This is a genomic window from Streptomyces sp. DH12 (genome assembly GCF_020873895.1).
Lineage (GTDB): Bacteria > Actinomycetota > Actinomycetes > Streptomycetales > Streptomycetaceae > Streptomyces.
In genome coordinates this window covers 260,293-282,472 of sequence record NZ_JAHWGT010000003.1, presented here as the reverse complement: position 1 = coordinate 282,472, position 22,180 = coordinate 260,293, and the positions used below count along the sequence as shown (strand labels likewise).

At 74.3% G+C, this 22,180-nt stretch carries 18 protein-coding genes and 1 riboswitch; of the genes, 1 reads left to right on the top strand and 17 read right to left on the bottom strand.

Features of this window, described 5'->3' with window-relative positions; genetic code table 11:
- Positions 1-50: 50 nt before the first annotated feature.
- Positions 51-965: a LysM peptidoglycan-binding domain-containing M23 family metallopeptidase gene (locus LPA54_RS04465; RefSeq protein ID WP_228973913.1), complete on the bottom strand. Its 915-nt coding sequence runs from the start codon at positions 963-965 to the stop codon at positions 51-53.
- A gap of 5 nt (positions 966-970) precedes the next feature.
- A riboswitch (cyclic di-AMP (ydaO/yuaA leader) is annotated at positions 971-1,128 on the bottom strand.
- A 607-nt stretch (positions 1,129-1,735) separates the two neighbouring features.
- Here LPA54_RS04465 and LPA54_RS04460 point away from each other — a divergent pair.
- On the top strand, positions 1,736-2,548 hold the full coding sequence (locus LPA54_RS04460; RefSeq protein ID WP_228973911.1) for a tyrosine-protein phosphatase: 813 nt from the start codon (positions 1,736-1,738) through the stop codon (positions 2,546-2,548).
- Between the two features lie 75 nt (positions 2,549-2,623).
- Here LPA54_RS04460 and LPA54_RS04455 read toward each other — a convergent pair whose 3' ends face one another.
- The 16 genes from LPA54_RS04455 to LPA54_RS04380 form a co-directional block, all read right to left on the bottom strand.
- Positions 2,624-4,012 (bottom strand): aspartate aminotransferase family protein, encoded by a 1,389-nt coding sequence (locus LPA54_RS04455; protein WP_228973909.1) that lies wholly within the window; start codon positions 4,010-4,012, stop codon positions 2,624-2,626.
- Positions 4,009-5,973, bottom strand: a complete 1,965-nt coding sequence (dxs, locus tag LPA54_RS04450) for a 1-deoxy-D-xylulose-5-phosphate synthase (protein WP_228973907.1) — start codon at positions 5,971-5,973, stop codon at positions 4,009-4,011. Before dxs ends, LPA54_RS04455 begins: the two co-directional genes overlap by 4 nt.
- Before the next feature lie 55 nt (positions 5,974-6,028).
- Positions 6,029-7,051 (bottom strand): adenosyl-hopene transferase HpnH, encoded by a 1,023-nt coding sequence (hpnH, locus tag LPA54_RS04445; protein WP_228973905.1) that lies wholly within the window; start codon positions 7,049-7,051, stop codon positions 6,029-6,031.
- Positions 7,052-7,070: 19 nt separating this feature from the next.
- Complete coding sequence (locus tag LPA54_RS04440; RefSeq protein WP_228973903.1) at positions 7,071-7,736, bottom strand: 1-hydroxy-2-methyl-2-butenyl 4-diphosphate reductase; 666 nt, start codon at positions 7,734-7,736, stop codon at positions 7,071-7,073.
- Entirely contained in the window at positions 7,737-9,734 is a 1,998-nt protein-coding gene (shc, locus tag LPA54_RS04435; RefSeq protein WP_228973901.1) for a squalene--hopene cyclase, read from the bottom strand.
- Positions 9,735-9,901: 167 nt separating this feature from the next.
- Entirely contained in the window at positions 9,902-11,002 is a 1,101-nt protein-coding gene (locus tag LPA54_RS04430; protein ID WP_228973900.1) for a polyprenyl synthetase family protein, read from the bottom strand.
- Positions 10,999-12,369 (bottom strand): hydroxysqualene dehydroxylase HpnE, encoded by a 1,371-nt coding sequence (hpnE, locus tag LPA54_RS04425; protein WP_228973897.1) that lies wholly within the window; start codon positions 12,367-12,369, stop codon positions 10,999-11,001. The genes LPA54_RS04430 and hpnE overlap by 4 nt, the downstream gene beginning before the upstream one ends.
- A 205-nt stretch (positions 12,370-12,574) precedes the next feature.
- Positions 12,575-13,513 carry a presqualene diphosphate synthase HpnD gene (hpnD, locus tag LPA54_RS04420; RefSeq protein ID WP_228973895.1) on the bottom strand — a complete coding sequence of 313 codons (939 nt, stop codon included), beginning with the start codon at positions 13,511-13,513 and terminating at the stop codon, positions 12,575-12,577.
- An 8-nt stretch (positions 13,514-13,521) separates the two neighbouring features.
- Positions 13,522-14,433 carry a squalene synthase HpnC gene (hpnC, locus tag LPA54_RS04415; RefSeq protein WP_228973893.1) on the bottom strand — a complete coding sequence of 304 codons (912 nt, stop codon included), beginning with the start codon at positions 14,431-14,433 and terminating at the stop codon, positions 13,522-13,524.
- A gap of 301 nt (positions 14,434-14,734) precedes the next feature.
- Entirely contained in the window at positions 14,735-15,538 is an 804-nt protein-coding gene (locus LPA54_RS04410) for an ABC transporter ATP-binding protein (RefSeq protein ID WP_228973890.1), read from the bottom strand.
- Positions 15,531-16,460 carry an ABC transporter permease gene (locus LPA54_RS04405; RefSeq protein WP_228973888.1) on the bottom strand — a complete coding sequence of 310 codons (930 nt, stop codon included), beginning with the start codon at positions 16,458-16,460 and terminating at the stop codon, positions 15,531-15,533. The genes LPA54_RS04410 and LPA54_RS04405 overlap by 8 nt, the downstream gene beginning before the upstream one ends.
- 107 nt (positions 16,461-16,567) lie before the next feature.
- Positions 16,568-17,440 (bottom strand): glycosyltransferase family 2 protein, encoded by an 873-nt coding sequence (locus LPA54_RS04400; protein ID WP_228973885.1) that lies wholly within the window; start codon positions 17,438-17,440, stop codon positions 16,568-16,570.
- Between the two features lie 5 nt (positions 17,441-17,445).
- A complete protein-coding gene (locus LPA54_RS04395; protein WP_228973883.1) occupies positions 17,446-18,225 on the bottom strand; it encodes a CDP-alcohol phosphatidyltransferase family protein in 780 nt (259 codons plus the stop codon).
- Complete coding sequence (locus LPA54_RS04390) at positions 18,203-19,264, bottom strand: iron-containing alcohol dehydrogenase family protein (RefSeq protein WP_228973881.1); 1,062 nt, start codon at positions 19,262-19,264, stop codon at positions 18,203-18,205. Before LPA54_RS04390 ends, LPA54_RS04395 begins: the two co-directional genes overlap by 23 nt.
- Complete coding sequence (locus LPA54_RS04385; protein ID WP_228973878.1) at positions 19,252-19,989, bottom strand: sugar phosphate nucleotidyltransferase; 738 nt, start codon at positions 19,987-19,989, stop codon at positions 19,252-19,254. The genes LPA54_RS04390 and LPA54_RS04385 overlap by 13 nt, the downstream gene beginning before the upstream one ends.
- Entirely contained in the window at positions 19,986-21,845 is a 1,860-nt protein-coding gene (locus LPA54_RS04380) for a DUF5941 domain-containing protein (protein ID WP_228973949.1), read from the bottom strand. The genes LPA54_RS04385 and LPA54_RS04380 overlap by 4 nt, the downstream gene beginning before the upstream one ends.
- Positions 21,846-22,180 lie beyond the last annotated feature (335 nt).

Here is a 22,180-nt window from a genome sequence, read left to right as displayed (position 1 = left end):
GGTGCCGGGCGGCGGCGCGGTGGCGGTGCGGGCGCGTGGCGCGCCGGGCGTCAGATGCTGACGCCGTGGCCCCGGAGGTAGGCCAGCGGGTCGATGTCCGAGCCGTAGCTCGGGCTGGTGCGGATCTCGAAGTGCAGGTGCGGACCGGTGGAGTTGCCGGTGGAGCCGGAGAGGCCGATCTGCTGGCCGCCGCCGACGCTCTGGCCGGCGGAGACGGAGAGGGAGGAGAGGTGGGCGTACTGCGAGTAGTTGCCGTCGGCGTGCTTGATGACGACCTCGTTGCCGTACGCGCCGCTCCAGCCGGCCGAGACGACGGTGCCCGGGCCGACGGCCCTGACCGTGCTGCCGGAGGAGGCGGTGAAGTCGACACCGGTGTGGTAGCCGGAGGACCACATCGAGCCGGAGGCGCGGTAGGGGGTGGAGACGCCCGCGGAGACCGGGGCGGTGAAGCCGGAGGAGCCGCTCTGCGCGGGGGCCTGCTGCTCGGCCTCGGCGGCCTTCTGCGGGGCGGGCTTCTGCGGGGCGGCCTTCGCCGGCGCCGGGGACGAGGCGGCGGAGCGGGACGCGCGGGCCTCGGGGCGGGCCTGGTCGGCGTCGGCCGGGTTCTTGACGCCGAGGGTCAGCTTCAGGCCCGGGTGGATGAGCGCCGGATCCTCGCCGATGACGTCGCGGTTGTCGGCGTACAGCTTCTGCCAGCCGCCCTTGACGTTCTTGTTGTGCGCGATCTTCGCCAGGTAGTCGCCGGCCGCGACGGTGTAGACGCGGGGGGCGGGCTTGGCGGCCTCGGTGACGGACGCGACGGCGGCCTGGGGGGCGGCGGCCGGAGCGGCCGCGGGGGCGGCGGCGTTGGCGCCGGTCGCACCGATGAGCGGGAGGGCGATGGCCGCGCCGCCGGTGCCCGCGGCGACGAATCCGCGGGTGAGCGGGCTGGACTTGGGACGGCGGTGCTTACCCTTGGCGGGCATGGGCGAATTCCTCTCCGGCGCCTGCGAGGTGAGCTGTCGGGTTCGGGCTGGAGCTGCCCGGCCGCGCGGGTGGCGCGACTTCACCCCGAGCCGTCCGGGAATTCCCCGTCCGGCGGACTACCTGGTTCCCCCGCTCCTGCCACACGTTGGGTGGGTGCGAATTCCGAGGCGGCGGCAGGATTCGGCGATCCGCCCGGCTGATCGGGACCGTAAACGAGTCAGGACGACGGGAACAAGCGGATGGTTGCGCCGACGCATTCCCCGTTCGGAATTCGTGGCGGAATTCCGGTCACCCTGCGTGGATTGCGGATCATGTATTCCCGTGCTGCGCAGGCCGTTTCGGCGCCGCGGTCGGCCACGGTCCGTCACTTCTATGACGCTGCTCACGCCCCGGAGGCCATCTGCCGTGTTATCGGGGCGCGTTACCACCTTTCCGATCGAATGCGGACAGAAGCCATCGAACGCGATCAAGGCGGCCCGTCGACCCACCGGCCACGCCCCGCGGACACCCCCGCCGGCGAAGGCGCGACCGCCCCAATGCGCGAAAACGGTCGAACGAGGACAGACCGGGCCACTGCGCGGCCCCCGTGCGACCACCCCGCGAGGTCCCGCCGGCCCGCCCCGCGGGGCCCTGACCACGGGCGGGGGCGGCGTACGGCGACAGGCGTGCGACCCCGCATGGTGATCTTCACCGGGGGAAGCGATGTCGTATCGTCTGATCCGCGACATCGTCGGCGGCCGTCGCCGACGCCAGACACGGAGGAGCCCCCGTGACGCAGCAGCTGCCGGACGTCCCGCCGACCGCCGAGCCGGAGCTCACCGGCGTGCGCAACTTCCGCGACGTGGGCGGCCTGCCGACCGTGGACGGGCGCCGGGTGCGCGACGGGGTGCTGTTCCGCAGCGGCCACCTCGCCCACGCCACCGCCGAGGACGCCGTCCTCCTCGCCTCGCTCGGGCTGCACACCGTCTTCGACTTCCGCAACGCGGCCGACCAGGCACTGGAGGGGCCGGACGTCGAGCTGCCCGGCGTGCGGAACGTCAACATCCCGCTGACCGACCCGGCCGACGGCGCCGAATTCTGGCAGATGGTGCGCGACGGCGACCTCGACCAGCTGCGGGACCTCCTCGGCGACGGCAAGGCCGCGGCGCGGATGCGGTACGCGTACCGCAGCATCATCGCCGAGCGCACCGCGGAGCAGAGCCGGGTGCTGCACGCCCTCGCCGAGGACAGCGTCCCCGCGCTGATGCACTGCGCGGCCGGCAAGGACCGGGCGGGGCTGTCCGTGGCGGTGGCGCTGCTGGCGGTCGGCGTCGAGCGGGACGCGATCGAGGCGGACTACCTCAAGTCGAACGACCCGCGCCGCCGGTACAGGGTGCACCGCAGCGACTCCTCCCCCACCGGGATGTCCCCGGAGGTCATGGAGCTGCTCGGGCCGCTCTTCGACGCGCGCGCCGAGTACCTGGCGACGGCGTACGCGACCATCGAGGAGCACTGGGGCACGACCGAGCGCTACCTCACCGAGGGGCTCGCCCTCGACGGGGCGACCCGTGAGCGGCTGCGGCACCGCCTGCTCACCGACTGACGGACGGGGCGCCACCGCCACGGCCACGGCGGCCACCACCGCCGCCCTCGGCCACCGCCCGTCGAGGGCGCCGGGTCAGCGGTTGGCGACGGCCTGCTTCACCAGGGTGCGCCCGAAGTCCCAGATGAGGCCGCCCCCGCTGTGCGCCTCGTCCATGACGGCGGTGAACGCGGCCACGAACCGCTCGACGTCCCGCTCCGTGAGCACCAGCGGCGGGATCAGCTTGATCACTTCGAGCCGGTCGCCGGAGACCTGGGTGAGGATGTGGTGCCGCTGGAGCAGCGGCACCACCACCATCTGCGCGAACAGCCCCTTGCGGGCCGTCTGGAGCATCGTCCAGCGGCTGCGCAGCCCCAGCGAGGAGGGCCGGCCGAACTCCAGGCCGACCATCAGGCCGCGGCCCCGTACGTCGTGGAGCATCTCGTACCGGTCGACGAGCTCCGTCAGCCGCGACTTCAGCAGCGCGCCGGTGCGGCGGGCGTTCCCGACGAGGTCCTCGTCCTCCAGCACCGCGAGAACGGCCAGTCCGGCCGCCATGGCCTGGGCGTTGGCGCCGAAGCTGGCCGAGTGGACGACGACGCGGTCCATCGACGAGTAGACCTTCTTGAAGATCCAGTCCTTGCCGAGGGTGGCGCTGACCGGGACGTACCCGCCGGACAGGGCCTTGGCGACGCACACCAGGTCGGGCTCGACGTCCGGCTCGTGCTGGTAGGCGTAGAAGTCGCCGGTGCGGCCCAGGCCCGTCTGGACCTCGTCGACGATGAGGAGGGCGCCCCGGCGGTGCAGCAGCTCCCGGGCGGCGCGCAGGAAGCCCGGCGGGGCCTCGTGGACGCCCTTGCCCTGGATCGGCTCCACGATGAGCGCGGCCACGTCGCCGCGCCTCAGCTCCCGCTCCAGGGCGTCCAGGTCGCCGAGGCCGATCGCCGTGTCGGGCAGCAGCGGGGCGAAGCCGTCGCGGAAGCACGCCTCGCCGTTGACCGACAGCGCGCCGGCGGTGAGCCCGTGGAAGGCGTGCGCGCAGTACAGGACGCGCTCGCGGCCGGTGGCCCGGCGGGCGAACTTCAGCGCGGTCTCCACGGCCTCGGCGCCGCTGTTGCCGAAGTACACCCGGTCCAGGCCGGGCGAGTGCGACAGCAGCCGCTCGGCGAGCAGGCCGGGCAGGGGGGCGCAGTCGAATCGGGTGAGGTCGGGCAGGTCGGCGTCGAGCACGTCGTGCAGGGCGCGCCGGACCACGGGGTGGTGGCGCCCGAGGCCCATCACGCCGAAGCCGGCGAGCATGTCGAGGTAGTCGTTCCCCTCGCCGTCCCAGAAGTGGGCCCCCTCCGCCCGCTCGTACGTCCTGTCGAAGCCGAGGGTGCGCAGCATGCGGGGCAGCTGGTGGTTGAGGTGGCGGGCGTGCAGCTCGTAGCGCTCGCCGGCGCGTTCGGCGAGCAGCTTGCCCAGGTCGAAGTCGGTGGTGGTCATGGCTCGCTCCGCACTCCGTTCCGCAGGTCGTTCGGCGGCTCCGTGGGCCGCGGTACGTTGTCCGCCCCGACGGCCCGGCCGGGGGCGACGGGACGCAGGGCCTCGGTGATCCGTCCGGCGATGCCGGCCGGGGTGAGCCCGCAGTCGGCCAGCAGCTCCGCCCGCCCGGCGTGCGGCAGGAAGCGCTCGGGCAGACCGAGGGCGCGCAGCGGCACGTCGACGTCCGCGTCGCGCAGGGCCTGGCCGACCGCGGCGCCGACGCCGCCGGTGCGGACGTTGTCCTCGACGACCGCGACCAGCCGGTGCCGGGCGGCGAGCGGCGGGATGGCCGGGTCGACCGGCTTGACCCAGCGGGGGTCGACGACCGTGCAGCCGGTACCGTCCCGCGCGAGCAGCCGCGCCGCCTCCACGCAGTCCCCGGCCATGGCCCCGACGGCGACCAGCAGTACGTCCTCGGCCGCCCCCGGCGCGGGCCGGTGCAGGACGTCCGCGCCGCCGACGCGGCCCACCGAGGGCACCGGTGCGCCCACCGTCTCCTTGGGGAAGCGCAGCACGGTGGGGGCGTCGGTGACGGCGACGGCCTCGCGCAGCTGGGCCCGCAGCTGGTCGGCGTCGCGGGGGGCGGCGATGCGGAGGTCGGGGACGACCTGGAGGATGGACATGTCCCACATGCCGTTGTGGGAGGCGCCGTCGGTGCCGGTGACGCCGGCGCGGTCCAGGACGAACGTCACGCCGCAGTCGTGCAGGGCGACGTCCATGAGGACCTGGTCGAAGGCGCGGTTGAGGAAGGTGGCGTAGACGGCGACGACCGGGTGCAGGCCGCCCGCGGCCAGGCCCGCCGCCGAGACCGCCGCGTGCTGCTCGGCGATGCCCACGTCGTACACCCGGTCCGGGAACGCCTCCGCGAACCGGGACAGGCCGGTCGGGTGGAGCATCGCCGCGGTGACGGCGACCACGTCGGGCCGGTCCGCGCCCAGCTCCGCGAGGGCTTCCCCGAAGACCGACGTCCACGACGGTCCGGTGGCCGGGCGCAGCGGCGCGCAGGTGCGCGGGTCCATCGCCCCGACGGCGTGGAAGCGGTCGGCCTCGTCCGCCAGGGCCGGCGGGTAGCCGCGGCCCTTCTCGGTGAGGCAGTGGACGATGACCGGTCCCCGGAACCGCTTCGCCCGCCGCAGCGCCGCCTCCACCGCCGGCACGTCGTGGCCGTCGACCGGGCCGACGTACTTCAGCCCGAGGTCCTCGAAGAGGCCCTGCGGGGCGATGACGTCCTTCAGGCCCTTCTTCGCGCCGTGCAGCGTGCCGTACAGGGGCTTCCCGACGACCGGGGTGCGGCCCAGCACCTCCTTGCCCCAGGCCAGGAACCGCTCGTAGCCGTCGGTGGTGCGCAGCGTGGCCAGGTGGTTGGCGAGGCCGCCGATGGTCGGGGCGTAGGAGCGCTCGTTGTCGTTGACGACGATGACGAGCGGGCGGTCCTTCGCGGCGGCGATGTTGTTCAACGCCTCCCAGGCCATGCCGCCGGTCAGCGCGCCATCACCGATCACCGCGACGACGTGGTCGTCCCGGCCCAGGACCTCGTTCGCCTTCGCCAGGCCGTCCGCCCAGCCGAGGACGGTGGAGGCGTGGGAGTTCTCGACGAGGTCGTGCTCGGACTCCGCGCGGCAGGGGTAGCCGGACAGGCCGCCCGTGCCGCGCAGCCCGGAGAAGTCGCGGCGTCCGGTGAGGAGCTTGTGCACGTACGACTGGTGGCCGGTGTCCCACAGGATCCGGTCCTTCGGGGACTCGAAGACCCGGTGCAGGGCGATGGTCAGCTCCACCACACCCAGGTTCGGGCCGAGGTGGCCGCCGGTCTTCGAGACCGCGTCGACGAGGAAGGACCGGATCTCCGAGGCCAGCCGGTCAAGCTGCCCGCCGGTCAGGGCCCTCAGGTCGCGCGGTGCCCTGATGTCGTCCAGGAGTGTCACGCCGGGGCCCCTTCCCGGGGTGTCGCGGTCGAGTCTCGGCGCCGGGTCGGTCGGCTCACGCGCGGTTGCCGGCGACGGCCTCGCGGGCGGCGCGCAGGGACTCCCGCAAGGAGCCCATGGTGGCGAGGACGGCGGTCGGCTCGTAGCCGCAGTGGGCCATGCAGTTGGCGCACCGGGGGTCCTTGCCGCGGCCGTACGCCTCCCAGTCGGTCTCCTCGACGAGTTCCCGGTAGGTCGGGACGTAGCCGTCGCTCATCAGGTAGCAGGGGCGCTGCCAACCGAAGAGGGAGTAGTTGGGGATGGCCCAGGCGGTGCAGGGGAAGTCGGCCTTCCCCTCCAGGAAGTCGAGGAAGAGCGGGGAGTGGTTGAGCCGCCAGCGCCGCCGGTTGCCGCCGGCGAAGGCCTTGCGGAAGAGCTCCCTGGTCTGCTCCACGCCGAGGAAGTGCTCCTGGTCGGGCGCCTTCTCGTACGCGTAGGCCGGGGAGATCATCATCTCGTCGACCCGCAGGTCGTCATTGAGGTAGTCGAGGACCTCGATGACGGTCTGCGGGGTGTCGGTGTTGAAGAAGGTCGAGTTGGTGGTGACGCGGAATCCGCGCCGCTTCGCCTCCTTCACGGCCTCGACCGCCTCGTCGAACACGCCCTCCTTGGCGACCGACTCGTCATGGCGCTCGCGCAGCCCGTCGATGTGCACGGCGAAGGCGAAGTAGGGCGAGGGGGTGAAGTCGGCGATCCTCTTGCGCAACAGCAGGGCGTTGGTGCAGAGGAAGACGTACTTGCGCTTCGCCACCAACTGGGCGGTGATCTCGTGGATCTGGGGGTGCATCAGCGGCTCTCCGCCGGCGATGGAGACCATCGGCGCGCCGGACTCCAGGACCGCCCCCACCGCCTGCGCCACGGGCATGCGCTGCTTCAGCACCCCGGCCGGATGCTGGATCTTGCCGCAGCCCTCGCACTTCAGATTGCAGGCGTAGAGCGGCTCCAGCTCCACGATGAGGGGGAACTTCTCCCGCTTGCGGAGCTTCTGCCCTAGCAGATAGGTCCCGACCCGGACAGTCTGGCGGAGCGGCATGGCCATCTGGCTACCTCCTGGGGAGCTACAGGGAACGGTGCCATTCATGGAACGCGGGAAGGACGGCACGAAGGACACGGAAGGCTGATATTCCCCCGCGTACCGTCCCAATCCGGACCAGTTCGTGCTCCGGGGCGTCCACGACCACCCGGACGGCGGCAACGGGACGGTGGCCGACGGCCAGCGCCGCCCGCAGGGAGGCCGCGGACTCCATGTCGACCGCGAGGGCGCCGGTGGCGCGCAGGGCCGCCCGCTCCCGGCCGCGTACGACGTGGTCCGAGCCGGTCAGTGGCCCGGTGTGCACCGTCCCGCCGGGCAGGGCCCTGGCCAGCGCCGCCACGAGCGCCTCGGGGGCCGTGCACGGGGTGGTGCCGTGCGGGCCGCGCGTCTCCTCGGCGACGACCACGTCGCCGGGGTGCATGCCCGGGGCCAGCCCCGCGCAGAAGCCGGAGGCGATCACGGAGGCCCCGTGCAGGGCGCCGTCCCGCAGGGCGTCGGACACGGCGCGGTGGGCCAGCTCGGGGCCCATGCCGGTGCGCAGGACGGTGACCGGGCCCGGCGCGCCGCCCGCGCCGTCCGCGCCGCCGCGGGCGTGCCGCCGGCCGCCGCCGCGCAGCGCGAGCCGCTCGATGCCCAGCGCGCAGGCGACCAGCAGCGGCGGCGCCGGGTCCCGCGCCCGTCGGGCGGCCACTCAGCGGCCCTTGCCGAAGGACGGCTCGCCGTGCACGTACCGGCCGAGCGCGGTGAGCGGGAAGACCTGGCGGTACAGGTGGTAGTTGATGGAGAAGTCCCACGGGAAGCCGGTCCCGGTGAAGTACGGCTCGTCCCACGACCCGTCCTCGCGCTGCGTACGGGCCAGCCACGCCACGCCCCGGCCGACGGCCGACGAGTCCCGCTCCCCCGCCGCGAGGAGCGCCAGCAGCGCCCAGGCGGTCTGGGAGGGGGTGGAGGCGCCGCGGCCGACCCACTCCTCGTCGCGGTACGAGCGCAGGTCCTCGCCCCAGCCGCCGTCCTCGTTCTGGACGGACTCCAACCACGCCACGGCACGCCGGATCGCGGGGTGCGCCGGCGGCAGCCCGGCCGCGGTGAGCGCCGGGACCACCGAGCCCGTGCCGTAGACGTGGTTGACGCCCCAGCGGCCGAACCAGGAGCCGCGGGGCTCCTGGTCGGCGAGGAGCCAGGCGACGCCGCGGCGGGTGCGCGGGTCGTGGGCGAGGCCCTCGTGGGCGAGCATCTCCACCACGTGCGCGGTGACGTCGGCCGACGGCGGATCGATGACCTCGCCGAAGTCGCAGAACGGCAACCGGTTGGGGAAGGGGCTGGTGTTGTCGGCGTCGAAGGCTCCCCAGGCGCCGTCCCGGCACTGCATGCCCAGGGTCCAGCGGGCCCCGCGGTCGACCGCCGCGTCGACCCGGTCCGGGTCGGGGTGGCGTACGCGGCGCAGCGCGAGGATCACCTCGGCGGTGTCGTCGATGTCCGGGTAGGTGTCGTTGTGGAACTCGAACGCCCAGCCGCCCGGCGGCAGGTGCGGCCGGCGCACGGCCCAGTCGCCGCGCCGGACCACCTGCTCGGCGAGCATCCAGTCGGCGGCCCTGACGAGCGCCGGGTGGTCGGCGGGCAGCCCCGCGTCGGCGAGGGCGATGACCGCGAGGCAGGTGTCCCAGACGGGTGACTGGCACGCCTCGACCATGCGGGCGCCGTCCTCCCGCCAGACCGCGAACCGGTCGAGGGACTCCAGCCCGGCGCGCATCACGGGGTGGCCGAGGTCGTAGCCGAGGAGGTGGAGGGCGATCAGCGAGTAGACGGCCGGGGGCTGGATGCCGCCCCAGCAGCCGTCGTTCTCCTGCCGTTCGACGATCCAGCGGGCGGCGGCGTTCATCGCGGCACGGCGCAGGGGGCGCGGGGCGACGCGGCGGTAGCGGTGCAGGGCCCGGTCGATCCGCTGGAACAGCCCGTCCCACGTGGCGGCCGGGGCGAGCGGGCGGGGCGGGTTCGGGCGCCGGGGGTCGGTGTGCAGCTCGTCGAGCGGGAACGGGGCCGGGCGGACGGGGCGCTTCGCCGAGACGATGGTGAGCGGCACGATCGTCTGCCGCGCCCACTGCCCGAAGTCGTAGATGTTGAGCGGGAACCAGCTCGGCAGGTAGATCATCTCCGGCGGCAGCTCCGGCAGGTCCTCCCACCTCCACCACCCGAACAGGGCGAGCCAGACGCGGGTGAAGACGCGGGCGGCCGCGATGCCGCCCCGCTCCCGGACCCAGGCGGCGGCGCGAGCCATGTGCGGGGCGTCGGGCGGGTCGCCGGCCAGGCGGAGCGCCACGTACGCCTCGACGGTGGCGGAGAGTTCGCCGGGTCCGCCGTGGAAGGTGGCCCAGGTGCCGTCGTCGCGCTGCTCGCCGCGGATGAAGCGGGCGGCGGCCTCGGTGACGGCCTCGTCGCGGATGCCGAGGAACTCCCGCAGGAGGAGGTCCTCGGCGTCCATGGTGACGTTGGTCTCCAGGTCGCCCTTCCACCAGCCCTCGGCGTCCTGCCGGCCGAGGAGGTGGTCCACGGAGCGCCGCATCGCCGTCTCCGCGTCGGCCTTGACGTCGGGGGCGGGGGTCGGTGCGGGTGCGATGGTGTGGTGCGTCCCGGTGGTCGCGATCGTCCGCGGGCTCAGGGCCCCGGCGCTCCCGTCGGTCGTCGCTGTCATGGCTTCCCCTTCGTGCAGTGGACGTGCTGCTGCTACGGGTCTGCCGTCGACCGCCGGCCGCACGTCGTCGCGTGCGGGCGGCGGCCGCCGACCGCGCACTCATATGCGGGTGGAAGCGCTCCGGGGTCCGGGTGTGAGGGCGGGAGAGGACGGGGCCACGGGTGCCGTCATCGCTTCCGTACGACGACGAAGTCGGCGAGGGCCGCCAGCCGGTCGCGTACGCGGGCGGGCATCTCGACGCGGTCCAGGGCGTCGAGGGCGACGGTGTGCTGGCGGCGGGCCTCCTCGGCCGTCCAGTCCCGGCCGCCGGCCTCCTCGATGAGGGCGGCGCGGGTGGCGAACTCCTCCTCGGAGAACGACTCAAGGTCCTGGCTCTTGGCGTCGGCGGCGAGCAGCTCGCCCAGGCGCTCGGAGGCCGGGCCGCCCGCGGCGAGCGCGGCGACGACCGGCAGGGACTTCTTTCGCTGGCGCAGGTCGCTCCACGTCTGCTTGCCGGTCGCCTCCGGGTCGCCCCAGATGCCGAGCAGGTCGTCGACGGCCTGGAAGGCCAGCCCGAGGTGGTGGCCGTACGCCTCCAGGGCGTCGGCGGTGCGGTCGTCGGCGCCGCCGAGGACGGCGCCGATGGAGGCGGAGCAGGCCAGCAGGGCGCCGGTCTTGTTGCCCTCCATCTCCAGGCACTCCTCGACGGTGACCCGCTCGCGGTGCTCGTAGGAGATGTCCTGCGCCTGGCCGTCGATCAGCTTGCGGGTCGCGGTGGTGAGCCGGCGTGTGGCCCGGCCGGCCTCGGCGGTGCCGAGTTCCAGCAGCAGTTCGTTGGCGAGGGCGAACAGCGCGTCGCCGACGAGGATGGCCTGGGCGGGGCCGTGCACCTTCCACACGGTGTCGCGGTGGCGCCGCTGCTCGTCACCGTCCATCAGGTCGTCGTGGAGCAGCGAGAAGTTGTGCACGAGTTCCACGGCGACGGCGCCGGGCACGCCCGTCTCCGGCGGGGCGCCGGCGGCCTCGGCGGAGAGCAGCGCCAGGGCCGGGCGGACCGCCTTGCCCCCGTCGCCGTCGGCGGGGCGGCCCAGGGCGTCGATCCAGCCGAAGTGGTAGGCCGCGACGGTGTCCATGGGGTGCGCGAGCCGGTCCACCGCGGCGCGCAGGACGGGGGTGGACAGGGTCCGCCCGCGCTCCAGCAGCGCGGCGACCTCCGCGGCGTCGACGGCGTGGTTCGCCGGGGGCACTGTCGGCACGGTCTCTCCTCTTGTTCCTGTACGCGGTCTCATGCCGCCTCCTCCATCGGGTGTACGTGGGGGCGGCCGAGGGCCGAGAGGGCGGCGGACGCGGCGGCGGAGCCGCTGCGCACCGCTCCCTCCATGGTCGCGGGCCAGCCGGTGGCGGTCCACGCGCCGGCGAGGTACAGGCCGGGCGCGTGGGTGCGGGTGCCGGGGCGGTACCGTCCGACGCCGGGGGCGGGGTCGAACGTCGCCGTCCGCTCCCGGGTGACGAAGAAGTCGTCCACGCGGGCTCCGCGCGCGGCCGGCAGCAAACGCTCCAGCTCCGGCAGGTAGCGGGCGCGGAGCTCGGAGACGGGGGCGTCGATCTCGTGTCCGGCGGCCGACTGGGACAGCGCCAGGTACTGGCCGCCGACATGGCCGGAGGCGGCGGTGCGGTCGAAGACCCACTGGACGGGCGAGCCGAGCGCGGCGAAGAAGGGGCGGCGCAGGACGGGGCGGTCGTACAGGACGTGGACGTTGAGGATGGGCGCGGTGCCGATCTTCAACAGGTCGCCGGGGGCGTCGAGGGCGCCGGGGGGCAGCAGGTCGTGGGTCTCGCGCTGCGGGACGGCGAGGACGACGGTGTCCGCCTCCAGGGTGTCGCCGGGCACGTCGACGACCCAGCGGCCGCCGTCGGCGGGGGTGATGGCGGAGACCTTGGTACGGACGGCGACGCGCACGCCGCGGGCGTCGAGGGCGCGGCGGGCGAGCGTGTCGTGGAGGTGGCCGAGGGGGACGTGCGCCCAGCCGATGTCGGCTGCGCCGGGCTCGGAGAGCAGTCCGGTCTTGAAGACCATGGCGGCCAGGCCGAGGGAGGCGTGGGGGGCGGTGGCGTTGAGCGTGGCGACGCCGACGAGGTCCCACAGCGCCTCGACGGCGCGGCGGGACTGGCCGTGTCGGGCGAGCCAGTCGGCGAAGTCGACGCCGTCGAGCGCGGGGTCGGCGGGGTCGAGGGCCCGCAGGGCGAGGGCGGCGCGGCCCACGCCCAGTCGCTCGGCGAGCGAGAGGTGCGGGTAGGCGGCGAGGCTGGCCGCGAGGTGCAGGGGCACGGGCAGGGCGGTGCGGCGCAGCCGGCCGAGGCGGGGGCCGCGCGGGTGGGCGACGTCCAGGACGGGCACGTCGAGCCGGTCCTGGACGGGGGCGAGGTGGGCGCCGCCGACCCGGTCGAGGAACCACCGGTACGCCGTGCAGCAGCGCAGGTAGACGTGTTGGCCGTTGTCCACGGTGAGGTCGCCGCGCCGGAAGGAGAACGCCAGCCCGCCGAGGCGGGGCCGGCCCTCCAGCAGTGTGACCCGCACCCCGGCGTCGGCGAGGCGGAGGGCCGCGGTGATCCCGGCGAGGCCGCCGCCGACGACGACGGCGCTGTGCCCGCTCATGCGGCCGCCTCCCGCCGCGGTGCCGGGCGGTCGCGCCGGACGCCCGCGGCCCGGGCGTGGGCCCCGGGCCGGGCGGACGTCGCCGGTCGGGCGTGGGCCCCGGGCCGGGCGGACGTCGCCGGTCGGGTTGGTGCCGTCGGTCGGGCGGACGTCGCCGGTCGGGCTGGTGCCGTCGGTCGGGCGGGTGGCCCGGTGGGGGCGGGGGTCACGGGCGGGTCCTCTCGCTGCGGCGGGAGACCGTGCGGGCGTCGAGGCCGGACAGGCCGCGCACGGCGACGTACGCCTTCTCGTGGCCGGGCAGGGAGACACGGCCCCGCAGCACGGCCTCGGGGTCGCGTTCGATGCGGTCCAGGAGGCGGCGGTAGATCCCGGCCATCGCGGCGACGCACGCGCCGCTGCGCCGGTCGAGCAGGGGCAGCAGCCGGTACCCCTCGGCGAACAGGGCGCGGGCGCGGCGCACCTGGTGCTGGACGAGGCCGGCGAAGTCCCCGTCCGCGGGCGGGGAGGCGGTGCGGAAGCCGTCGGAGCAGCCGAACTTGGCCAGCTCCTCCGCGGGGAGGTAGCTGCGGCCGTTGGCGGCGTCCTCGCGCAGGTCGCGGAGGATGTTGGTGAGCTGGAGGGCCAGCCCCAGGGTGTCGGCGTACTCGGCGGCGCGTCCGGCCTCGCGCGCGCCGGGGGCCGTGCCGAACACGCCGAGGGAGAGCCGGCCGATGGCGCCCGCGACGCAGCGGCAGTAGACCCGCAGGTCGTCCCACGTCTCGTAGGTCTCGCCGCGCACGTCCATGAGCACGCCGTCGATGAGTTCGTCGAACCCCTCCAGCGGCAGCGGGAAGCGGGCGGCCGCGTCGGCGAGCGCGACGGCCACCGGGTCGGTGTCGTCCTCGGCGACGGCGCCGCGCCGGACGCGGTCCAGCACCTCGCGCGTCGCCTCCAGGCGGCTGTGCTTGTCCTCGGGTCCGAGGCCGCCGTCGCCGATGTCGTCGACCCGCCGGGAGAAGGCGTACAGCGCCGACATGGCCTGCCGCTTCGCGGTCGGCAGGAGCCTGATGCCGTACGCGAAGTTGCGAGCCTGACGTGCGGTCACCGCCTCGCAGTAGCTGTAGGCGGCCTGTACCGGCGGGGGCGGCTGCGTCGTGGTGTCCACGGTCCCCTTCACCCCTCTCTGCGCGCTGTTCGCCACACCGCTGCCGCGCGGCGGAGCAGACGGGGCCCGGTGGCCCTGGGCGGTCCGGGGAGCACGTCGTGGCGGGCGGCCGCGATGGCGTCGAGGGCCGCGTGGCCGCCGCCGACGAACCCGGCGAGCAGCAGCCGGAGCCGGCCGCGCACACTGGCGACGAGCGGCGCCCCCTCCTCCAGCAGGGCGCGGGCCCGCTCGGCCTCGTACGCGACGAGCGCCCGCACCGAGGCGCCGGCGGTCGGGGCGGCCAGGTCGGCCTCGGTGACGTGGAAGCGGGCCATGTCCTCGGCGGGCAGGTAGATCCGGTCGCGGCCGAGGTCCTCGGCGACGTCCTGGAGGTGCTCGACGATCTGCAGGGCGGTGCAGACGGCGTCGGAGCGGCGCACGCGCTCGGGGGTGGCGGTGCCGCTGATCGCGAGGACGAGCCGGCCCACGGGGTTGGCGGAGAGCTCGCAGTAGGCGACGAGGTCGCCGTGGCCGGCGTAGCGGCGCACGCGCTGGTCCTGGCGGTTGGCCTCGACGAGGGCGAGGAACGGCTCTGGGGTCAGGGCGTGGCGGCGCACGGTGGGCCGCAGGGCCCGCAGCAGCGGGTGGGAGGGCGCGGCGGAGGCGTCGAAGACCCGCAGCAGGTCGGCCTCGAAGGCGTCGAGCAGGGCGGAGGGGTCGGCGTCGGGGTCGGCGCCGAGGTGGCGGGCGTCGGCACCGCCGGGCGCCAGGTCGCCGTCGCCGATGTCGTCCACCAGCCGGGCGTAGCCGTAGACGGCCATGAGGTCGTCGCGCCAGGCGCGGGGCAGGAAGAAGGGGGCCACGGGGAAGTTCTCGGCCGTGGCCTTGTCGAGCGTGGTACGCGCGGTGGCGTCGGGGCGCGCCTGCCGGACACCCGTCACTGCGCGCTGCCCGTCGCGGGGACGGCGGGACCCTCGGCGCGTGGGGGGTTCTCCGTCATGGCCGTCACGTCTCCCGTTCTACACTGCGGACCCAATACATCCCATTTCGGACACGCCGCAGCCCCTCGGACCTATCACCGCGCATGGCGCGAATCAGAACCGGTACAGCTTACGTCGAGCGGGGTCGGCGATCCGGACAGGGGGCTTCCGCGTGTGGCACGCGGTGGCGTACGCAGCGGCGGACCCACTGGTTCCGCCGGTGTGACCTGCGCCGTACGGCGCGGTGCCCGGAGCGCCCCGGCTACCTGCCGGTCTCCTTCTCGTACGCCCGCAGGACCTCGTCGGTCGGTCCGTCCATGAGCAGCTCGCCCTTTTCCAGCCACAGGACGCGGTCGCAGGTGTCACGGATCGACTTGTTGCTGTGGCTGACGAGGAAGACGGTGCCGGCCTCCTTGCGCAGCTCCCTGATGCGCTCCTCGGAGCGGATCTGGAACTTGCGGTCGCCCGTGGCCAGCGCCTCGTCGATCATGAGGACGTCGTGGTTCTTGGCGGCGGCGATGGCGAAGCGGAGCCGGGCGCCCATGCCGGAGGAGTAGGTCCGCATGGGGAGGGTGATGAAGTCGCCCTTCTCGTTGATGCCGGAGAAGTCGACGATGTCCTGGTAGCGCTCCCTGACCTCCTCGCGGGACATGCCCATGGCGAGCCCGCCGAGGATGACGTTGCGCTCGCCGGTGAGGTCGCCCATGAGGGCCGCGTTGACGCCCAGCAGCGACGGCTGGCCGTCGGTGTAGACCTTGCCCCGCTCGGTGGGCAGCAGCCCGGCGATGGCGCGGAGGAGGGTGGACTTGCCGGAGCCGTTGGTGCCGATGAGGCCGATGGCCTCGCCGCGGTAGGCGGTGAAGGAGACGCCCCGCACCGCGTGCACCGTGCGCACGCCGCGGCTCTCGCCCTTCTCGCCGCGGACCATGCGGCTGAGGGCGGCCGTGGCGCTGCCCCGGCCGGCCGACCCGCCCCCGTGGACGCGGTACACGATGTGCACGTCGTCGGCGATGACGGTGGGGATGCGCGGGCCCGCGGGACGGGCGTCGTAGGTCTCGTCAGCCACGGCCGTACCGCTCCTCAGCCTTCCAGAAGAACACGAACCCCACGACGCCGACGACGACCGCCCACAGGAGCGCCGCGAGCCAGACGTGGTCGGGCAGGTTGTCGGAGGTGTAGCCCTCGATCAGCGCGAAGCGGATGAGGTCCATGTAGACGGCCGCCGGGTTGTACATCAGGACGTCGGCGATCCAGGCCGGCTTGTCCCGCAGCATGACCGGGATGGAGAACATGACACCCGACGCGTACATCCAGGTCCGCATGATGAACGGCATCAGCTGGGCGAGGTCCGGCGTCTTGCTGCCGAGCCGCGCCATGATCATGGCCAGACCGGTGTTGAAGAGGAACTGCAGCACCAGCGCCGGGACGATCAGCAGCCAGCTGAGCGAGGGGTAGCTGCCGCACAGCGCCACGATGACGAAGAGCACCAGCATCGAGTACAGCAGCTGCTGGAGTTGCTGGAGCGCCAGCGAGATCGGCAGCGCGGCCCGCGGGAAGTGCAGCGCCCGCACCAGCCCCAGGTTGCCGGAGATCGACTTCACGCCGGACATCACGGACGTCTGCGTGAACATGAAGACGAAGACGCCCGTCACCAGGAAGGGGACATAGACGTTCTTGTCCATGCCCCGGCCCGCTCCGAGGATCAACCCGAAGATCGCGAAGTAGACGGCGGCGTTCAGCAGCGGGGTCGCCACCTGCCAGAGCTGGCCCAGCCTGGCCTGGCTGTACTGGGCCGTGAGCTTCGCCCGGGAGAACGTCATGATGAAGTGGCGCCGGCCCCACAGCTGCCGGACGTACTCCGCCAGCCCCGGACGGGCGCCGCTCACCGACAGGCCGTACTTGGCGGCCAGCTCGGCCGGCGACAGGCCGTCGTCGGGCGAGGGCGGGACACTCACGGCGACCGCTGGGTCGCGGGTCGTCTCACTCACAGGTCGAAGACTTTCGTGTTCACGGTGCGGGGCGGTGGGGTGCGGCCCGTCCCCGGGGCGGGTGCGGCCCGTCCCCGGGGGCGGCTGGGCCGCCGGGTCCGAGCTTGTCAGATGACGGGCGGGCGGCCCAGTCGCGTGAGGCGCCACACCGTGCGCCACCTCATGGGGCGCCGCGGCCCGCACGGGGTCGTCCAGCCCTCCTTGAAGCCCCCGAACCACGCCTTCAGCGCGGCCCCCGTCGGGCGCCTCAGCAAGGTCAGCGCCAGCCACACCCCGACGTACACCGGGACCAGCGGCGCGGGCAGGTTGCGGCGGGCGAGCCAGACCCGGTTGCGCGCCACCATGCGGTGGTAGACGGCGTGCCGGGACGGGGCGGTCGTGGGGTGGTGGAGCACCATGTCCGACCGGTAGTCGATCATCCAGCCGGCGTCCAGCGCCCGCCAGGCGAGGTCGGTCTCCTCGTGCGCGTAGAAGAACTCGCCCGGCAGCGGCCCGACCGCCGCGAAGACCTTCGTGCGCACGGCGCTCGCCCCGCCCAGGAAGGTGGTGACGCGCGAGGAGCGCATCGGGTCGGAGGCCCGCAGCCGGGGCACGTGGCGCCGCTGCGTGACACCGGTCTGCGGGTCGGCGATGCGGAAGCTGACGATCCCGAGCTCCGGGTCGGCGGCGAACGCGGCGCGCAGGAGCTCCGCGGTGTCCTTGCCGGGGAGCAGCCCGTCGTCGTCGAGGAAGAGCAGCACGTCGACGTCGGAGCCGTTCGGGCCGAACGCCTCGATGCCGACGTTCCGGCCGCCGGGGATGCCGAGGTTCTCGGGCAGGTCGACGGTGCGGACCCAGCCGGGCACACCGCGGACGGGGGCGCCGTTGCCGACCACGACCACCTCGACCGGCTCGCCCTCCTGGCGGGCGACGGACTCGATCAGGGCGTTCAGGTCGTCGGGGCGGTCGCCCATGGTGATGATGACGGCACCGAGCTTCAACGACGTCACCTCAGCCTACTGGACGCGAGGACGGACACCAGGTGCAGCAGCGTCTGCAGCAGGGCGATGGCGGCGAGCACGGCGACGCCCAGGCGGCTGAAGAACAGGTCGCCCCGGACGGTGTCGGCGACGGCCAGGACCACGATGAGCAGCGACGCCTCGATACCGAGGACGAGCCGGTGGAACCTCAGCGCGGCGGCGGCCCTGCGGGCGAGCGCCATGCCGGAGGAGCGCGGCTCGGCCGCCGCCTCCTTCACCGGCGGCAGGCCGCCCTGGTGGCGGGCGACCCCGACGAGGTCCGTCTCCGCCTTGATCAGGATGGCGCCGAGCGCGGCGAGGGTGCCGAGGAAGGCCCACAGCCAGTCGATCCGGCCGCTCCCCCACAGGTCGGCCGCCCGCAGCCCGAAGCCGACGAGGACCGCCGCGTCGCACAGGTAGGCGCCGACCCGGTCCAGGTACACCCCGGAGAGGGAGAACTGCTTCTTCCAGCGGGCCACCTCGCCGTCGACGCAGTCGAGCAGCAGGTAGAGCTGGACCATCAGCGCGCCGAGGAGCGCCCCCGGGATGCCCGGCACCAGCAGTGCCGGTGCGGCGAGGACGCCCGCGAGGGTCATCACGTACGTCAGCTGGTTCGGGGTGACCCGCGTGGTGACCAGGAGCCGGGTGACGCGCAGGGAGACCTCGCGCATGTAGAGGCGGCCGCCCCAGTGCTCTCCGCTGCGGCGGTCCTTCACCCCGGCCGGATGGACGACCGGGCGGAGTTCAGCTACGGATGGTCTTGGCATAGTCGGCGTACGCGTCCCTGATCTGGTCGGTGGACAGGTCGAGGTGCTCCAGGACGGTGAAGCGTCCCGGGCGGGTCTGCGGCGCGTACGCGACGGCGCGCACGAACTCGTCCGGGGAGAAGCCGATCTCCTCGGGCAGCACCGGCAGGCCGTGCCGGCGGAGGACCTCGGCGAAGAGCGACGACTCCTCACGGGCGCCGCGCAGGTGCATGGCGAAGGCGGCGCCGAGGCCGACCTGCTCGCCGTGGAGCGCGGAACGCGCCGGGTACAGCAGGTCGAAGGCGTGGGAGATCTCGTGGCAGGCGCCCGAGGCGGGCCGGGTGTCGCCGCTGATCGACATGGCGATGCCGGTCAGGACGAGGGCCTCGGCCAGCACGATGAGGAACTCGTCGTCCGCGACGCTCCCGGGGTGGCGCAGCACCGCCTCGCCCGCCGTGCGGGCCATGGCGGCGGCGAGGCCGTCGACCTGCTCGCCGGTGTGCCGGTGCGAGAGCTCCCAGTCGGCGATGGCCGAGATGTTGGAGATCGCGTCCCCGATGCCGGAGCGGACGAACCGCGCCGGGGCGTCCCGGACCACGTCGAGGTCGATGACCATGGCGATCGGCGAGGGGACGCCGTAGGAGCCGCGGCCGTTGTCGTTGTCGAGGGTGGAGACCGGTGAGCAGATGCCGTCGTGCGACAGGTTGGTGGCGACCGACACCATCGGCACGCCGACCCGCGCCGCCGCGTACTTCGCCACGTCGATGATCTTGCCGCCGCCGAGGCCGACCACGGCGTCGTACCGCTTGCCCTTCATGGCGTCGGCGAGGCTGACGGCGGAGTCGATGCTGCCGTCGGCCACGGGGTACCAGTCGGCGTCCGGGAGCAGCGGCGCGAGCTTCTCGCGCAGCGCCTGCCCCGAGCCGTTGCTGATGGCCACGGCGAGCTTGCCCGAGGCGGAGATCCGCTGGTCGGCGAGGAGGCCGGCCAGGTCGTCCATCGCCCCGCAGCTGATGTCGACGACGACCGGCGAGGGGATGAGCCGGGTCAGTACAGGCACGCGATCCCACGGCCCTTCGCGAGGTCCTCGTGGTTGTCGATCTCGACCCACTTGACGTCGCCGATGGGCGCCACGTCGATCCGCAGGCCCCGGTCCACCAGCTCCTGGTAGCCGTCCTCGTAGTAGAGGTCCGGGTCCCGCTCGAAGGTGGTCCGCAGCGCGTCCGCGAGGTCCTCGGCGGCCTCGGGCTCGATGAGGGTGACGCCGATGTACTCGCCGGTCGCGGTGGCGGGGTCCATCAGCTTGGTGATCCGCCGGACGCCCTCGCCGTCGGCGGTGACGACCTTCATCTCCTCGTCGGCGAGGTCCTTCACCGTGTCGAGGGCGAGGATGATCCGGCGGTCCTCGCCTCGGGCGGCGAGGAGGGTCCGCTCGACGGAGACCGGGTGCACGGTGTCGCCGTTGGCGAGGATGACGCCCTGCTTCAGGACCTCACGGGCGCACCAGAGCGAGTAGGCGTTGTTCCACTCCTCGGCCTTGTCGTTGTCGATCAGGGTGAGCGACAGGCCGTAGGCGGCCTCCAGCTCCTCCTTGCGCGCGTACACGGCCTCCTTGCGGTAGCCGACGACGATCGCGGCCTCGGTGAGGCCGACCTCGGCGAAGTTGCGCAGGGTGAGGTCGAGGACGGTGGTGTCCCCGTCCACCGGCACGAGGGCCTTCGGGAGCGTGTCGGTGTAGGGCCGCAGACGCCGTCCGGCACCGGCTGCGAGTACGAGGCCGATCATGCGGGTTCTCCTTCGTCGTGTACGGCGGGTGCGTGGGAGGACACCCAGAAGCGGACGGACTCCGCCAGCCCCACCACCGCGACGGCGCCGGCGAGGGCGGTCAGCGCCAGGGGCAGGCGCTCGCCGCCGCCCGTCGCGAGGAGGGCGGCGAGGACGGCCACGAGCAGCGTGCGCCCCTCCTGGCCGCCGAGCGTCCGCACCAGCCACGCGGGCGGCGCGCCGGTGCCGCCGCGGATGCGGTACACCGTGTCGTAGTGATGGTAGGCGACGGCCGCGACCAGCCCGAACGCCGCCGGGAGCGCCCCGGGGACGTCGGCGCGGGCGGCCAGGACGAGGACCGTGCCGTACTCGGCGACCCGCAGGACGGGCGGGACGAGCCAGTCCAGGGCGCCCTTCAGCGGCCGGGCGACGGCGGCGCCGGAGGTCAGCGCGTACACGGCGGCCGCCGCGACGACGAGGCCGCTGCCGACGGGCGCGGCGCACGCCGTGTACAGCAGGAGGGCCGCGCCGAGCACCGCGTACGGGGTGCGGCCGCCGAGCGGGCGGGCCCAGCGGCGGGTCGCGCGGGCGGCGATCTCGGCGAGCGGGCCGCCGTCGGCGAGGTCGGCGAGGGCACGGGCGGCGCGGTCGGTGCGGCCGGCCCGGCGGGTCAGCGAGCGCAGGACGCGGCCGGCGGTGGTGTAGCAGGCGGCGAAGGCGCAGCCGGCGAGGAGGGCGTAGAAGACGACGCGGGGGGTGGTGACGGCGGTGAGCACCGCGATCATCGCCCAGCGCTCGCCGATCGGCAGGACGACCATGCGCCGCACCCAGACCGTCCAGCCGACGCTGTCGAGCCGGTCGGAGAGGGCGGCGGTGGGGCTGGTGTTGGCGGTGGCGTCGTGGTTGGCCTCGGTGAAGGAGAAGTCCACGACGTGCCGGCAGGTCTGGAGGACCATCGCGCCGAGGGCCAGCGCCCAGACGTCGTCCCCGCCGCGGGCCGCGCCGAGGGCGAGGCCCGCGTAGTAGGCGTACTCCTTGGCCCGGTCGAAGGTGGCGTCGAGCCAGGCGCCGAGCGTCGAGTACTGCAGGGAGTAGCGGGCGAGCTGCCCGTCGGCGCAGTCCAGGACGAAGGAGAGGAGCAGCAGGACGCCCGCCGCGACGAAGCCGCCGCGGGTGCCGGTGGCGGCGCAGCCCGCCGCGACGAGCGCGGTCAGCAGCGAGGCGGTGGTGACCTGGTTCGGCGTGAGGCCCCGGCGGGCGCACCAGCGGGCGAGGTGGCGGGAGTAGGGGCTGACGCAGAACGTGGTGAAGAACCCGTCGCGGGACTTCACGGCGGAGCGCAGCCGCACGGCCTCGTCGTCGACGGCGGCGACGGCGTCCCGGGTCTCCTTGCGGGCCTGCGGGCCGACCGGTACGGCGGCGACGAGCGAGCCGAGGTCGGGCCGGTGCACGGCGACGCCGTCCGCCTCCAGGGCGGCGGCGAGGGCGTCGGGCAGCGGCGGCACGCCGTCCCCGGGGGCGGTTGCGCCGGGTCCGGCCGCCGGCAGTGCGCCGGGGGCCGGTGCGGAGGCGGGGGCCGGTGCGTGGGCGGTGAGGGCGCGGGCGAGGGCCGGGCGGGCCTCGGGCTGCGCGGTGAGGGCGCCGGGCGCCGCCGCCGCCGGGAAGCGGGGGTCGGTCAGCGCCAGGCGCAGGGCGTGGAGGTGCCCGACGAAGCGCGGGTCGACGACGGCGACGCGGTCACCGGCCGGTACGGCGGCGAGGAGCGCGGCGGTCTCGCCCGGGTCCGCGGCGGAGCGGACCTCGAAGCCCAGCGACCGCAGATCGCCCTCGAGCGGCGATCCGGGTACCGGCGGACCGGTGAGGATGGCGGTCGACAGACGAACTCACTCCTTGGGACCTGACGGCTGGTGTGCGATGGCTCGGCCCGGGGCGGGCGGCGGCACGTCGGCAGAGGCTATCGGATGAACGGAAGAGCGAGTTCACCGAGGGTTTGCGCGGACGGGAGCGGCCCGGCCGGCGCCGGGATCATCATCCTCGATGATCGCCCCGGCCGACAAACCCCAGGTCCCGGGCGCGCCCGGGCGGGCGTCCGCGCGTGCCCTCCGCGCGGGCGGCGGCGGGCGCGCCGGCGGCGGCGCGCGCGGGGGTCGGCGGTGTTCCACCTGGGCGAGGATGCCCAGGTCAGAGGGGATGACAACGGTGTTCAGCCTCA

What these genes read in the sequence shown, in the direction of transcription:
- LPA54_RS04465 (WP_228973913.1), bottom strand. Translation starts at nt 965, where the DNA reads ATGCCCGCCAAGGGTAAGCACCGCCGTCCCAAGTCCAGCCCGCTCACC.
- LPA54_RS04430 (WP_228973900.1), bottom strand. Translation starts at nt 11,002, where the DNA reads ATGAGACCGCGTACAGGAACAAGAGGAGAGACCGTGCCGACAGTGCCC.
- hpnE (WP_228973897.1), bottom strand. Translation starts at nt 12,369, where the DNA reads ATGAGCGGGCACAGCGCCGTCGTCGTCGGCGGCGGCCTCGCCGGGATC.
- shc (WP_228973901.1), bottom strand. Translation starts at nt 9,734, where the DNA reads ATGACAGCGACGACCGACGGGAGCGCCGGGGCCCTGAGCCCGCGGACG.
- LPA54_RS04455 (WP_228973909.1), bottom strand. Translation starts at nt 4,012, where the DNA reads ATGACCACCACCGACTTCGACCTGGGCAAGCTGCTCGCCGAACGCGCC.
- hpnH (WP_228973905.1), bottom strand. Translation starts at nt 7,051, where the DNA reads ATGGCCATGCCGCTCCGCCAGACTGTCCGGGTCGGGACCTATCTGCTA.
- LPA54_RS04395 (WP_228973883.1), bottom strand. Translation starts at nt 18,225, where the DNA reads ATGCCAAGACCATCCGTAGCTGAACTCCGCCCGGTCGTCCATCCGGCC.
- LPA54_RS04385 (WP_228973878.1), bottom strand. Translation starts at nt 19,989, where the DNA reads ATGATCGGCCTCGTACTCGCAGCCGGTGCCGGACGGCGTCTGCGGCCC.